This is a genomic window from Sphingobium sp. (assembly GCF_035511395.1).
GTDB lineage: Bacteria > Pseudomonadota > Alphaproteobacteria > Sphingomonadales > Sphingomonadaceae > Sphingobium.
Genome location: NZ_DATKFP010000066.1, coordinates 15,774 through 30,681, shown reverse-complemented (window position 1 = coordinate 30,681; position 14,908 = coordinate 15,774). Strand labels below are relative to the sequence as shown.

Below are 14,908 nucleotides of genomic sequence, written 5' to 3'. Positions count from 1 at the left end.
TCGGACGGGAAATCCGCGCCGTTCGGGGAAACCAACGCCCAGCTTTTTTCGCTGACTCTTTCAGGCGATTTCGACGCCATAAAGATTTCTTCGAATACCGGTTATAATCGCATAAAATACAAGTCGTCCTACAGCCAAGACAATACGAGCCTGGGGCAGAGCATCGTCCTCGAGCGCTATTTCACCCGGGAGTTCAGTCAGGAAATCCGCGCTACGACCGATTTTCAATCCCCGGTAAACTTTGTCGCCGGCGCCTATTATCAGGATGTGCTGACGGAATATAGATCGAGCTTCGTCTTGAATTACGGTCTGTATGATCCGGTCAGCGATCTCTACAATCCCTACGTCCGACTGTCCGAGCAGGTAGGTAAAACTTATTCGGTATTCGGTCAGGCAATCGCGAATATCACCGACAAGCTGGAGCTGACTGCCGGCGGTCGCTTTACTAGAGAAACGAAGTCGTATCGCACGGGCAACGAGTTTGGCCGTAACGCATTTGCCACGCCGACGACTGTTTTTCCCGGATCGAATGAACCCGGTATCTTGAAGGACGATTTCAAAGGCAATAATTTCTCGCCCGAAGTCACCCTGTCGTGGCACCCGACGCCCGACAGCACGCTCTACGGGTCGTATAAGACCGGATATAAGTCGGGCGGGTTCCTCCTGGGGGGCTTCTTAAATCGGACCTCCACGATCGGCGATTTCGATTTCGGCCCGGAAAAGGTCAAAGGTTTCGAGATCGGTGCCAAGGGCTACCTGGCCGATCGGAAGCTCCGGCTTTCGGCGACAGCCTATGCCTATAATTTTTCGAACCTTCAGGTGAACGTGTTCGATCCGTCGCTATTCGCCTATGTGGTCGCGAACGCAGGGCAGCTCCGGCAGCGGGGCGTCGACGTTGAAGCGAATTTCCGTGCCAATGACAATCTTTCCCTGCATGCCGGTGCGACCTATGCGCGCAACCGATTTAAGAATTTTGTCGGGCAATGCTATGGCTATGGTTTCCCGGCGGGCAGCACGCGAGCAACAGCGACGCCGCCTCCCGGCTGTTCGTTCGTTAACAGTACATCATTGATCCTCCAGCAGGATTTCAACGGGCGTGCACCGGCGCGATCCCCCGATTTCACGGCAAATGCAGGCATCGTCGCGGAACATGCACTGGACGCGGTGAAGCTCGGCGCGACCGGGGACCTTTTCTATACTGACGGCTATTACGCCTCCGACACCCAGTCGCCCTTCTCTTGGCAACCGAATTTCATTCGGGTGAATGCGAGTCTCTCGATTTCGGACAGGGATGATCGCTGGAAAGTCGCGCTCACGGGCAAAAACCTGACGAACGAATATTATCTCGTTTTGGGGGCAGAACAGACAGGCGGTGCGTCGAACCCGGGTCAGTTCGGCCAACAGCGCGGCTTCGTGTCACGCGGGCGGGAGGTCATTTTGCAGACTTCGTTCAAGTTCTGAGGTGCAAGGATTTCATGCTGTCCGTGACGCAACTCCAGGTAACAGAATTGAGGATGGGGACGATCCTTTTGGGCGTAAATGCGGGGCCGCATGGAAAATCCATGCGGGATGCACATGGCAGCACCGGTCGTTCAGGGTAGCAAGATAAGGATTCAGGATGCTTGGTCTCGAAGCCAAGGTCGCGCTAATAACGGGCGCCGGAAGACAGCGTGGGATCGGTCGCGCGACCGCGCTGCGCCTCGCAGCGGAAGGGGCCACCGTCGTCGTGTCTGAGCGTCCGCGTGATCGGGTCTCCTATCCGGCCCATGGGCGTGTCGCTGGGTGGCTCGGCGCGCAATCGTTGGCTGACGAGATCATCATGGCGGGTGGGTGGGCCGTCGCACTTGCGTGTGATGTAGCAGATCCCGCGCAGGTCATTGCCATGGTTAGTCAGGTCGTTGATCGCCATGGTCGAATCGATATCCTGATAAATAACGCCGGTGTGGAACGAGACCCTCGATATCAATCTCAGCGGCGTTTTCCGGATGTCAAAGGCTTGCGCAAGCCAGATGCTCAAGAAGGGTGAAGGAGGCGCGACCGTCAATATTTCGTCCATGGCGGGGCGTAGGGGCATGCCGAACATGGGCGGCTATTGCGCGAGTAAGTTCGGCGTTATCGGCCTGACCCAGCAGATGGCGGTCGAGCTAGCTCCGTATGGCATTCGGGTGAATTGCGTCTGTCCGGGCGCGACTGACACGGACATGGTCGATAGCACTTATGAACGGTCCGCCGCCAAACTGGGAATGGATGGCGATGCGTTGCGCGCCGCCGTATTGATGACCATCCCGATGGGACGCCAAGGCGGGGTGTACGAACAGGCCGCCGCCATCGCGTTTCTGGCCGGGCCGGATGCCTCGTACATCACGGGCCAAACTTTGAACGTCGATGGCGGGGCCTGCATGCGCTGATGTTGTCGACCCGGAACAGGTCCGGCGCACGCCGGTATTAGATCTGTCCTGCGACGTTCCGGCTAATACGGTTATTATCCTAGAAGGTGATCGATAACTATGCGATTTTCAGGAAAGTCGGTGCTGGTCACAGGCGGATCTTCGGGTATCGGCGCGGCTTGTGTGGCGGCGTTTCTGGCCGAAGGGGCAAAGGTCGCGAGCGCTGACCTACACCTAACCACCGCGCCGGTTGATGGCGTCGTCCACCTGGCTGGCGACGTGAGCGACGACACGCAAGCGGCCAAGCTGGTCGATGACGCCGTGGCGGCGCTGGGCGGCATTGACATATTGGTCAATAGCGCCGGGATCGGAACGCTAACGCCCAGCGAAAGCCTGACAGCGAAGGATTGGCGCAGGACGATTGCGACCAATGTAGACGGCAGTTTTTTCATGGCGCAGGCCGTCATCCGCCACATGCTTTCAGCCGGCAAAGGAGGAAGCGTCGTGAACATCGGCTCGGTGTGCGGCCATGTCGGATTTCACGAACATGCGGCATATACTGCGTCCAAGGGCGCCGTGGCAAATCTTACTCGCGCGCTGGGCGTCGAATTTGCGGCCCGGGGTATCCGAGTGAATTCCGTTTCGCCGGGGTTCGTGCTGACGCCGCTGATCGTGTCGCAAGCCACGGATGAAGTGATGGCCCAATTGGTCGCGCTCCATCCGATCGGCCGCATGGCCCTGCCTGCGGAGATCGCACAGCCGGTGTTGTTTCTGGCGTCGGGTGACGCAAGCTTCATCGTCGGCGCGGACATTCTGGTGGATGGCGGTTATACCGCGCTATAGCCGTTGGAAGGCGCTGCTGTGGTGAAGCGTGACTTGGTCCGCTCGAGACCGTACTGCGCCCTAGTGGAAGACACCATCCTTTCCGCCATACCAACACACCCCCGAAATCGACCAGTTCCTAATATTAGTACGATGATACAATCCCGAAGGCGTAAAACATGGATCGATCGCGTTCCATTCCCACGATGCCCACAAAAGCCAGACCGCTTCATTGCTTCCGACATCAGGATACTGGTACCGTGAAATAAAACCGGTCCGACCTCTGGACGCTGGCGTCTGGCCAGCATAAGGTTCTTCTACCGGGCGGATAGACCCGGAGGAGACAGGGAGGGTGCGATGGCGCTCTGCGAGCACATATTTTCCGTCCCCGTTTTGAACATCATCAGAAAGGGGATGGAATGTCGAAGGTGGATGTGTCGAAGATAGCCTTGGTCGCAAGCTTTGTGGCTTCAATCCTCACGATAACGTCCGCTCATGCGCAGCAGGCTGCCGCATTAAATGCGCCATCTGCCGCTTCAGGTGCTTTAGCTGGCGATGAAATCCTCGTCACAGCGCGCCGTCGCGGCGAAGATGTGGGCAAGGTCCCGACCACCGTGGCCGCGATCGGCGCGGAAGGCCTTCAGGCCCGCGGCATCGCCACCCAGGCAGACCTCCAGGCGTCGGTTCCGGGCCTAACCGTCCGGGAAACCCAGTCGAACAACAACTTAAATTACGCCATTCGCGGCCAGACGGTCGACGCCTTTTCAGGCTCGTCAACCGCCGTTGTGCCCTATGTGAACGAAGTGCCGTTCACCGCAGGCGGCATCTCGTCATTTTTCGACCTGGAATCGATTCAGGTGCTCAAGGGGCCGCAGGGCACGCTGTCCGGCCGCAATGCCACCGGCGGCGCGGTGCTGTCGACGACCGCGCGCCCGCGAGAAAAGCTGAGCGGATTGATCAAGCTGAGCTTCGGCAATTATGATGCGAAGAACGTCGAGACCATGTTCAACGTGCCGCTGGTCAAGGACAGCGTGTTGCTGCGCGTAACCGCGAAGTCTGCCCGTCGTGATGGCTATATCAAGAATGTCTATATCGGCCCGGTTTATGGCGGCAATGACAATAGGGAACTGGGCAAGTTGCATAGCGACGCGATCCGAGGTTCGCTCCTGCTTCGACCCAGTCCGGCGATCGAAAACCTGACCGTGTTTCAATATGAACGCACTAAGGGCAATAATTCAGGCACGCGAGTCTACTCCCTCAACCGGTGCGGCGACGGGGCATCCGACGGCACGCCGCTGGCCTGCGCCGCCGCTTTTGTTTTCCCCGGCTTGGTTGACGTGCTCCAGCGCCAGCAGACTCAGCTCGGCTTCTGGGAAGTGAATGGCGACGCTCCATCTTTCCACCGGGGAAAGGACTGGTTCGTCACCAACAGCACGACGTTCGAGCTGAACGACGCCATGCGCGTCAAGAATATCTTCGGCTATTCCAGTTCGAATGCGCTCGATTCCACCGAACAGACTGGCGAGCCCTTCGCCGTCGTTACCAATTATGACCAGAGTCGCCCGATCGGGGCGGCACTGCGCAGCTATGGCAATGAGGTGGTGAACAAGTCCCTTTCGGACGAAATCCAGCTGCAGGGGAAGGCCGGCGCGTTCGACTATATTCTGGGCCTATATTATCAACAGATCAGAAATCATACGATCTTCCCCCAGACCTACCTGGGCGGGATCGTGACGACCACGTCCAACTGGACGTCCAGGGACACGACCAAGGCGATGTTCGGCCATGTCACGGCCGATCTGGGCGATCTCGCGAACCTCGATGGGTTTAAGTTCAGCGTCGGCGGCCGGTACGCGTGGGAGAAGATCGCAGCCGCGCATCAGCCGGGCGGGACTATTTCCCGCTGCCGATCGCGCCGTTTAAGGACGATCGCGCCAGTTGGAACGCTGGCCTGGAATATCAGGTGACGCCGCCCCTGATGCTCTATGCCATGATGCGGGAAAGCTGGCGTTCGGGCGGGTTCAACGGCGTTTCTCCGCCATTCCTGATCGACGCCACGGTGACGCCGAACATCATATTCAACAACACCGACAAATTTAAGTCCGAAGTCGCAAGAAATGTCGAAATTGGCGCCAAGTACAGCAATCGCGTGGGAAGTCTGCCGATTCATGCCTATGTTTCAGCCTATTCGATGAAGGTGAACAATATTCAACGAGTGCTGTTCGTCGACAATCCGGTCACGGTTGTGCAGGATAATGTTCCTAATACTGTCAATGTGCCCAGTGCGCGGATCAAGGGCATAGAGGTAGAGTTCGGCGCGCGGCCGGCGGAATTTTTCGAGATTGGTTTCAATGGCGCGTACACCAAGGCCGAATTCAGAAATAACAGGGTCGTGGTTTGGGCCGGCACACCGACCGAGGAGAATTATAGCTTTGGTCCCTTCGCGGATACGCCCAAATGGGCAGGGTCGGCCTATGCCATGGTCGGCTTGCCCATTTCCGACAGGGCCGGCTCGCTCAAGCTGCGCGGCGATATCTATCTTCAGTCGACATTCTACTTCTCCAACCTCAACGACACGCTGGTTCCCAGCACCGAGCTTACTGGCTATCAGGTCGCGAACTTTCGTCTTGACTGGCAAAATGTCATGCGGACAGGCCTTGACCTTGGCTTATGGGTCAAGAACGCATTCAACGAGAAATATTATGTCGGTGGCCTTCCACTAGGCGGTTCGCTGGGCATCAACTCGGCCAATGTCGGCCGGCCGCGCATGTTTGGTTTTGATCTGACGTACAAATTTTCTGACAAGTAAGCCGGCCATTTATCGACTCAACCGACTTCAGGGTGAAGGGGTGGCGGCGGTGATCGTGCGATCGCCGCCGCCGTCCGTTTTGTACCGGGATGCTAAAGCTGTCCCGCTCTTTCCCGGGCTGCAAATCGGCCCGCGTCCGGCTATGTGGTGGATAGGCGACCGCAAGTCGGCGATGTACCGAAATCAACCAATTTCGAGCGGATGATAGGCCGGTCCGTCGCCCCACCGCATCGCCTTCGCAGCGGTTTTCCGCCGGACAATGCCAGTCTCAAAACTTGTCATCCAGATGCTCTTGTCAAATCTTTTGAAAGGGAGTACCCATTTAATCCAAGATGGGAGTGCGGATCCGTGCTCGTGCCATCCGACGGAATAAATGTGAGAGAGGCTGTTTCATGAACGAGGTCGAGCACCACGAAGCAATCGTTATCGGTGCCGGATTTAGCGGCATCGGCATGCTGAACCGATTGAAGGGGGTCGGCGTCAATGCGCTGTGCCTGGAGGCCGGCGGCGACGTGGGTGGGGTGTGGTATTGGAACAAATATCCCGGTGCGCGGACCGACAGTGAAGCCTGGTACTATTGCTTTTCCGTGTCGGACGAAATCGGGCAGGAGTGGGACTGGACCGAGCGCTATCCCGCGCAAGGCGAAGTGCGCAAATATCTAAGCTATGCCGCCGACAAGTTCGATGTCCGGGACAGTATCGTCTTCAATGCGAAGGTCGACAAGGCCGCCTTCGATCCGGTCAGCAAGTTGTGGACGGTCGAGGTCGGGGACAAGACCTATAGCTGCCGGTTCCTGATATCGGCGATGGGCATCCTGTCGTCGGTGTTCGTTCCTCCCTTCCCAGGGCTGGACGAATTTGACGGCCGCGTGATCCTGACCGCGCGCTGGCCGGATGAGGAGCCTGATTTCAATGGGCGGCGGGTCGGCCTGATCGGCACCGGAGCGACCGGCGTCCAGATCACACCGATGGTGTCGCAGGTCGCAAAGAGCCTGACGGTTTTCCAGCGTACCGCAAATTTCATCATCCCGGCGCAGAACCATGAACTGGACGATGATTTCCGCGCCGACATTAAAGCCCGTTATCCGGAAATCTGGCGGCAGGCGGATCGCCACGCCTTTGCCATGCCGTTCGAGACGACCGGACGACTGGCTCGCGACTTTTCGGACGAGCAGCGTCACGAGATATTCGAGGAAGGCTGGCGGCGGGGCGGCTTCCGCTTCCTGTTCGAGACCTTCGATGACATATTGACGGACGACGAATGCAATGCAGCGGCAGTCGCGTTCATCCATTTCAAGATCCGCAGCATAGTCGAGGACCCTGCGAAGGCGGAACTGCTGTGTCCCAAGGATCACCCCTACGGTTCCAAGCGTCCGCCCGCGGGCCATGGATATTATGAGGCCTATAATAATCCCAACGTGTCGCTGGTCGATATTTCCAAGAACAAGATCGCGCGTGTTGTTCCGCAAGGGCTGCAACTGGATGACGGCACGATCCACGAGTTTGACGACCTGATCGTCGCGACCGGGTTCGACGCTTTCACCGGCGCTCTGACGAGCGTCGACATCCGGGGCGTGTCGGGCACGTCGATCGCCGAAAAATGGACCGATGGCGCCAAGACCCTGTTCGGCATTGCGACCCATGATTTCCCGAACTTCTTCATGATTACGGGTCCGCTCAGCACCTTCGGCAATGTCCCCTCGACCATCGAGAGTAACATAGCCTGGATCGGCGATGCGATTGAGCATGTCCGGTCGCGGGGCGACAGCGTGGTCATGGAAGTGTCGGAAGAGGCGGAAGTCGACTGGGCCAACCTGTCTCAGGAGGTTATCGATGCCACGCTGATCCGGGAAGGCGCGTCGGCGCATTCGTGGATATTGGGCGCCAATATTCCTGGGAAGAAGGTCGCGCCCGTCGCCTTCCTGGGTGGCTATAATAATTATGTGGACATGCTGCGAGCAGAAAGCGCGCCTTATCCCAAATTCGAGCTGAAGTAAGCGGGAACATATCATGGCAATGTTTGATCTGACCGGGCGCGTCTGTATCGTTACGGGTTCCTCGCGTGGCATTGGCAAGGCGGTGGCGACGGCCTTCGCCCAGCAGGGCGGAAGCGTTACCATTTCCGCCCGCAATGGGGCGGCGTGCGAAGAGGTTGCGGCTGAAATCGACGCTCTGGTCGGTCGGCAGGCCGCCATCGCGGTCAGCGCCAATATCGGGAAAAAGGCTGACCTCGAGAATCTGGTCGAGACCACGGTGCGGCATTTCGGTCGGCTCGATGTAATGGTGTGCAATGCGGCCAGCAATCCGGCCTATGGCCCGATGGCCGAGCTGGAGGACGACCAGTTCCGCAAGCTGTTCGAGAATAATATCCTCGCGACCCATTGGCTGATCCAGATGGCGTCAAAGCATATGATCGAACACGGCGGCGGGTCCGTCATCGTTATGTCGTCGATCGGCGGGATGCGCGGATCGAAACTGATCGGCGGTTATAATGTTACGAAGGCGGCCGATCTCCAGATCGTGCGCAACATGGCGCAGGAACTGGGTCCCCATCATATTCGCGTCAATGCGATCTCGCCAGGCCTCATCAAGACCGATTTCGCCAAGGCGCTGTGGGACGATGCCGCACTGCTCGAGAAGTTCAAGAAGGGTGCCGCGCTCGGGACCATCGGTTCGCCCGAGGACATTGCTGGTGCAGCCGTGTTCCTGGCGGCCAAGGAGTCGGCGTTCGTCACCGGCCATAATCTGGTGGTTGACGGAGGCGTGATGGTTCTGGGCGACTGACGCTGGCGAAAAGAAGCAAGCCTGCCCGCATTGCATGCGCCGGGCGGACTCGATCTGAAATATAGGCGGAGAGAAATGATGGCAAATGTCCTGGTAACCGGCGGCACCGGGCTTCTTGGTGGCCCGACCGTGAAAAGGCTCCTCTCGCTGGGCCACAAGGTTGTGGCCTATGATCTGGTCCCCAATCTTGACAATCTGGGCGAAGCGCGGGACGAGGTGGAAGTGGTACGCGGCGATATCGCCGACCTACCCAACCTGATGCGGGTCATCAAGCGCAGCAAGATCACGCATGTGATCCATCTGGCGGCCTTCATCAAGCATCAGTCGATCGCCGATCCGCTGGGCGCGGTGATGGCCAATTGTGCGGCGACCGCCTATTTGTGCGAACTCGCCCTGACGCTTGACGTCGAACGCATCGTCTGGGCGAGCACCGCCGGCGTTTATGGCAAGCGGGACCGTTACCCCGACGGGGCAAGAGTCAATGAAGATGATTTGGTCGGGCCTTCGAGCCCCTATGGCGCTACCAAGGTGGCGTGCGAGCAGCTGGCGCAAGCCTATCACGACAATAGCGGGCTGGACGTGGTCGGCTTTCGGCTCGCCTATGTCTATGGTCTGGGACGGCTGACCGGGGCCACCGGCCAGTTCAATGACATGCTACGCCAGTTGGCTTTGGGGCAGCCGGCGACCTTCCCGGCATTGGCCGGCGGCCCGTCTTCGCTGTGGCAGCCGATGTTCAACGAGGACATGGCCCAAGTCTTTTGCGAGGCGACGTTCGGACCCAAGGCGGACCGTACGATCTACAATGCCCCGGTCAACCAGACGCTGACTGTGGAAGAATCCATGGCGATATTGCGCGACCTCATTCCGGGCGCGCAGGTGGAGCTTTCGAAGGACGCGGTCGGCCTGGGCACCGTCCCGCTCATGGACGGAACCAACGCGCAGAACATGTTCAAGGTGCCGTTGAAGCACGACCTGAAGGCGGGCTGGGCCAAGATGCTGGAGCAGTACCGGAAGTAAAAATTACCCCCGAAATTGAAGCCCCGAGCCTGATCGAACAGACTTTCTAATTATTGGAGATTACCCATGTCCACACAGGAAAAGGCCGAGACGATAAGCCGGCGCCCGCTCAAATTCTGCATGTTCACGACCAATGCGCCGTCGGGCTATCCGGGAGCGCCCTGGCACCAGCCGATGGCGGCGGGGCATGACTACCGGTCGCTCAAATCCTGGCTCAAGCTGGCCCGCGATCTGGAAGCGGCGAAGTTCGATGCCATTTTCTGGGCCGACCACTCGGGCATCTACGACACGTTCGGCGGGTCGCGCGATGCCGCCATCCGCAATTCCGTGCAGTTTCCGATCAACGACCCGGCGACGCTGGTGTCCGCCCTGGCGGCGGCGACCGAGAACCTGGGTTTCGCGTTCAGCGAAAATGTGATCCAAGCGCCCCCGTTCAGCTTCGCCCGCCGCGTAGCGTCGCTCGATCATCTGACGGAGGGCCGCGTCGCCTGGAACATCGTGACGTCGTTCCAGCGCTCAGCCTGGCGGAATGTGGGCTTCGAAGAGGTCGCGACCCATGCGGAACGCTATGCCCGGGCGGAGGAATATGTCGACGTCGTGTACAAGCTGCTGGAGGGCAGCTGGGAAGACGGCGCGGTCGTGCGCGATAGCGCGACGGGCGTCTATGCCGACCCGGCCGCGATCCATCCGATCGACCATGCGGGCGACTTCTACCGATCGGCCGGGCCGTTCTGCGTCGAGCCTTCGCCGCAGCGCGTCCCGTTGCTGTTTCAGGCGGGTGCGTCGAGCGATGGTCGCGCCTTTTCCGCGCGCAATGCCGAGGCAGTATTTATTTCGGCCAAGAGCCCGCGCGGCGCAGCGACCTTCGTCGAGGATCTGCGCGCGCAGCTTGTCGAGGTCGGGCGCAATGCCAACGACGTCCTGGTGTTTCAGGCGTTCACCTGCATCGTCGGCGCGACAGAAGAGGATGCACAGCTGAAGGCGGATGAGTATCAGGCTTTCTTGAAGGATGAAGCGGCGCTTGTGTTCCAGAGCGCGGCGATGGGCGTGGACCTCAAGGGTCTCGATCTGGACACGCCGATAGGCGATTTGAACACGCAGGCGATGCAGGGCGCGCTGCGGGCGCTCGCAGAAGCCTCTCCCAACAAGCAGTGGACCTTCCGCGACGCGATGCTCAAGAGCATGACCCCCCACGCGGTTGGCACGGCCGATCAGGTCATCGAAAAGATGGAGGAATGGGCGGCATCTGGCATCGACGGGCTGAACATCGCCTTTCTCAACGGAGTTGGCGAACTGGCGGATTTCACACGCTATCTCGTGCCCGAACTGCAGCGGCGCGGGCTGATGCAGACAGAATATGCCAAGGGCACGCTGCGCGAGAAATGGTTCGGCGCGTCGCGCCTTAACGAGCGGCATCCTGCAGCGAAATACCGGCGCAAGGCTTTGATGGATGAGACAATTTCCTGATTTTGGAGCCAGGCAGCAACCATGTCGATGACGGGAATGTTGCAATATACGGGGCGGGCCGGTAATCCACATCTAAGGGGAAGGCTGGGAGGCGGGATCGCGCTATGAAGGCAGATGCACTGTCCGTATCATTGCCCAACTACAGCGCACGCATCATGCGCGACGTACTGCATCGCCGCGCCGGAATAGATTGGCAGGTCTTTTGCCGTCAATCGGGCGTAGGCCCGGGCATCTTTGATTGCAGAAATCTGGTGACGGCGGAAACCGAGTTACAGTTGCAGCACGGCTTCCTTGCTGCGACTGCCAATGCCAGCAACCTTTGGGTCGAATTGGGGCTTAGCTATCGCGCCGCCAGCTATGGGTCGTTCGGCATGACCATGATGACGGCCAACAACCTAGGCGACATTTTCGCCGACTGCTCGCAATATCAGGCGCTGACCTATTCGCTCATCCGCTATCGGTTCGTCTCACATGAAGATGGTTCGAGCTGCCTGATCGGCGAGGATGAAGGGATCGGTGGCGCGTTCCGGCACTTCACCCAATATCGGGATCTGGGGCTTCTGCGCAAGCTGCTCCAGGATCTGGTTGGCGATGGGGCCGATATCGTCGAAAGCATATCGATCGCAGCGCCGCCGCCGGACAGTTGGCAGGACCTGGCCGAACTGTTCCCCTGTCCGGTAGATTTCGATGCCCCCGTGACGCGGTGGCGCTTCCGTCCTGGCGCGATGGGCGTTTCCACCGTCATGTCGGATCAGAACCTGTTCGCCGCGTCCAGCGAGGAATGCGCGCGCCTGCTGGCTGATATCGGCGCGGCCGCCACTGTGTCGGGGCAACTGGAACGGATGCTGGACACCAGCGATAACTGGTTCCCCTCGCTTGCGGAAGCGGCGCGCCGCTTTTCCATGTCGGAGCGGACCTTGCACCGGCGCTTGCGGGACGAAGGGCGGAGCTTTCTGGAATTGGTGAACGAGGCCAAGATCCGCAGGGCGAAGGCGCGGCTCTCCAAATGCTGTGTGTCGCTGGCCGATGTTGCGATGGAGCTGGGATTTTCCGATGCCTCGGGACTGTCGCGGGCATTCAAGCGCCAGGCCGGCATGAGCATCAGCGAATTTCGGCATCTTCAGCAGCGCAAGCAGGCTGGATCGTACCGCACCGACCACTGACCATATGCGAGGCGCGGTCCGGTGCTATGCATGCCGGACTGCCAACGCCAATCACGGTCTTGCGCCACGGCAGAGCGATTTGGCGATTTAGGGCATTAGAATGGCGATGTCGGACATTGCCTGCCACCGACCATACCCAATATACTTGTTTTCAAGACAAAATGGCGAATTTCGGTGCCTCTTCGAGTACTGCGAGCGTATACCCGCGAGCTTTGACCGGATAATCCGATGTGCCTGAAATTTAGGATGATGGTGTGAATCGGCACGTTGCAATTGGCTTGGTGGTCGGAGTCAGCCTGATAATTTCCGGTTGCAATCGCTCTGGCGGACCGATCGGCGATAGCGGGCGTGCGGACCAGGACTGGCCATTGCAAGGCAGGACGGCCGATGGCGCGCGCTTCAGCCCCATGTCCAATATCGACGCTGGCAATGTCGGTGAACTGGGCCTGGCCTGGACATTTAAGATCGATCCCGACCGAGGCATGGAGACGACACCGATCGTCATCGATGGAATCATGTATGCGACGGGTCCATATAGCATCGTTTATGCTTTGGATGCGTCGACGGGCCAAGAGGTGTGGCGCTATGATCCCGAAGTCGATAGGGGCATGTCCGGCAATGGATGTTGCGGCCCCGCCAATCGCGGCGTGGCGGTAGCGAACGGCAAAGTCTATGTCGGGGTTTTCGACGGCCGCCTGGTGTCGCTGGACGCCAAGACCGGCAAGCTGCTGTGGAGCGTCGATACGATCGTCGATCATCAGCGCAACTATACCATCACCGGCGCGCCGGTGGTTGCGGGTAACGTCGTGGTCATCGGAAACGGCGGCTCCGAATATGGCGTGCGCGGCTATGTGACCGCCTATGACGTCAATAGCGGCAAGCAAGCGTGGCGGTTCTTTACGGTTCCCGGCGCACCGGGCGGACCGGAGGCCAAGACGCGCGCCATGCAGATCGCGCAGCCGACATGGTTCGGGAAGGGCTATGTCGAGCAGGGCGGCGGCGGTACGGTCTGGGATTCGATGATATATGATCCCGAGCTGGACCTGCTCTACATCGGCGTCGGCAATGCGTCCTTGTGGAACCGCACGCTCAGAAGCGAGGGCAAGGGCGACAACCTGTTCGTATCCTCCATCGTCGCGCTGAAGCCCCGGACGGGGGAGTATGTCTGGCACTATCAGACGACGCCCGGCGATGCCTGGGATTATACGGCGACGCAGAATATGGTGCTGGCGGACCTCGACATTGGCGGGCGCAAGCGCAAGGTCATCATGCAGGCGCCCAAGAACGGCTTTTTCTACGTCCTGGACCGCCTCACGGGGCAGTTCATATCGGCCAAGAATTTTGTACCGGTGAACTGGGCGAGCGGCATAGATCAGAAGACCGGCCGGCCGATCATCGACGAGGCGATCGCACGCTATGGGACGGGGGACGCCAAGGTCGTTTCGCCGGATTCGATTGGTGCGCACAACTGGCAGCCCATGTCATTCAACCCAAAGACGGGGCTGGTGTATATCCCCGCGCAGATCACCGCAGGCTTTTTCAAGGAACTGCCGCGGTCCCCGCTGTCGAAACATTTGGGGACTATGAATGTCGGCGGCTATACCGGGGCCGCGCCGGTTCCGGCAGCGGGCAAGGGCGTGGAGATCGCGGACGCGAAATTGCCCAGCCTTGGCAACAAGGCCGACCGCGAAGCGATCCAGCGGTCATGGAAGGGCCGGTTGGTCGCCTGGGACCCGGTGCGCCAGAAAGAGGTCTGGTCGCATGACTATGGCACCATCTGGAACGGCGGCCTGCTGTCCACCGCCGGTGGCTTGGTCTTTCAGGGAACCGCGGACGGCCGGCTGGTCGCTTACAGCGCGAGCGACGGCAAAGCCCTGTGGGAATTTCCGGCGCGGACCGGGATCATGGCGGCGCCGATCACCTATCGGGTCAAGGGCGAGCAATATGTCGCCGTCGCTGCGGGCTGGGGCGGCATCTTTCCGCTGCTCAACGGCGCGCTCGCCAAGCGCGCTAACGTGGATGCAGAAGCGCGCATCCTGGTGTTCAAGCTTGGCGGCAAGGAACAGTTGCCGCCCAGCGTAAAGCCGGAGCGGGAGCTGGTCGCGCTGCCGGTCACCGGCAGTCCGGCGGCTTTGCGGGCAGGGGCGATGAACTATGCCATCCACTGCTCTGCATGTCATGGGGGTGCGGCCATCGCCGGCGGCGCAGGGCCGCCCGACCTGCGCACCATGTCTGCCGCTACCTATGATTCGTTCGGCGCTCTCATCAAAGGCGGACTGACCTCGGTGGGCATGCCCGATTTCAGCGCCAAGCTGACCGACGCGCAGATCGAGCAGGTGCGGCAATATATCGGCAGCCGCAATGCGGAGCTGCGCGCGGACCCGAAACAATGACGGCGCCCGTCTCCGGAGCATCGTCGCGACCATCATCGACCCGTCGGCTGCGCAGGCTGCGGACGG

Annotated in this window: 10 protein-coding genes and 1 pseudogene; all 11 read left to right on the top strand. The window is 59.7% G+C overall.

Translation table 11 applies throughout. From position 1 onward, the window contains the following. A partial coding sequence (locus VMR39_RS03910; protein ID WP_325414550.1) for a TonB-dependent receptor occupies nt 1–1,461 on the top strand: 1,461 nt, incomplete at its 5' end. A gap of 157 nt (nt 1,462–1,618) precedes the next feature. After that, nucleotides 1,619–2,408 (top strand): annotated as a pseudogene (locus VMR39_RS30415) (SDR family NAD(P)-dependent oxidoreductase). A gap of 120 nt (nt 2,409–2,528) precedes the next feature. Beyond that, entirely contained in the window at nt 2,529–3,230 is a 702-nt protein-coding gene (locus VMR39_RS03900) for an SDR family oxidoreductase (RefSeq protein ID WP_325414548.1), read from the top strand. 572 nt (nt 3,231–3,802) lie between these two features. Continuing rightward, complete coding sequence (locus VMR39_RS03895) at nt 3,803–5,176, top strand: TonB-dependent receptor plug domain-containing protein (RefSeq protein ID WP_325414547.1); 1,374 nt, start codon at nt 3,803–3,805, stop codon at nt 5,174–5,176. Next, the gene (locus VMR39_RS03890; RefSeq protein ID WP_325414545.1) at nt 5,173–6,018 is read left to right on the top strand and encodes a TonB-dependent receptor domain-containing protein; all 846 of its coding nucleotides are present in this window, start codon (nt 5,173–5,175) and stop codon (nt 6,016–6,018) included. The genes VMR39_RS03895 and VMR39_RS03890 overlap by 4 nt, the downstream gene beginning before the upstream one ends. A gap of 392 nt (nt 6,019–6,410) precedes the next feature. Further along, nucleotides 6,411–8,015, top strand: coding sequence for an NAD(P)/FAD-dependent oxidoreductase (locus tag VMR39_RS03885; protein ID WP_325414543.1), 1,605 nt, complete (start codon nt 6,411–6,413; stop codon nt 8,013–8,015). A gap of 13 nt (nt 8,016–8,028) precedes the next feature. Further along, nucleotides 8,029–8,802, top strand: a complete 774-nt coding sequence (locus tag VMR39_RS03880; protein WP_325414541.1) for an SDR family oxidoreductase — start codon at nt 8,029–8,031, stop codon at nt 8,800–8,802. Nucleotides 8,803–8,880: 78 nt separating this feature from the next. Further along, nucleotides 8,881–9,819 carry an SDR family oxidoreductase gene (locus VMR39_RS03875; protein WP_325414539.1) on the top strand — a complete coding sequence of 313 codons (939 nt, stop codon included), beginning with the start codon at nt 8,881–8,883 and terminating at the stop codon, nt 9,817–9,819. 66 nt (nt 9,820–9,885) lie between these two features. Next, nucleotides 9,886–11,286, top strand: a complete 1,401-nt coding sequence (locus tag VMR39_RS03870) for an NtaA/DmoA family FMN-dependent monooxygenase (RefSeq protein WP_325414537.1) — start codon at nt 9,886–9,888, stop codon at nt 11,284–11,286. Nucleotides 11,287–11,390: 104 nt separating this feature from the next. Beyond that, nucleotides 11,391–12,449 (top strand): helix-turn-helix domain-containing protein, encoded by a 1,059-nt coding sequence (locus VMR39_RS03865; RefSeq protein ID WP_325414535.1) that lies wholly within the window; start codon nt 11,391–11,393, stop codon nt 12,447–12,449. Nucleotides 12,450–12,703: 254 nt separating this feature from the next. Continuing rightward, nucleotides 12,704–14,842, top strand: coding sequence for a PQQ-dependent dehydrogenase, methanol/ethanol family (locus VMR39_RS03860; protein WP_325414533.1), 2,139 nt, complete (start codon nt 12,704–12,706; stop codon nt 14,840–14,842). Nucleotides 14,843–14,908: the final 66 nt, after the last annotated feature.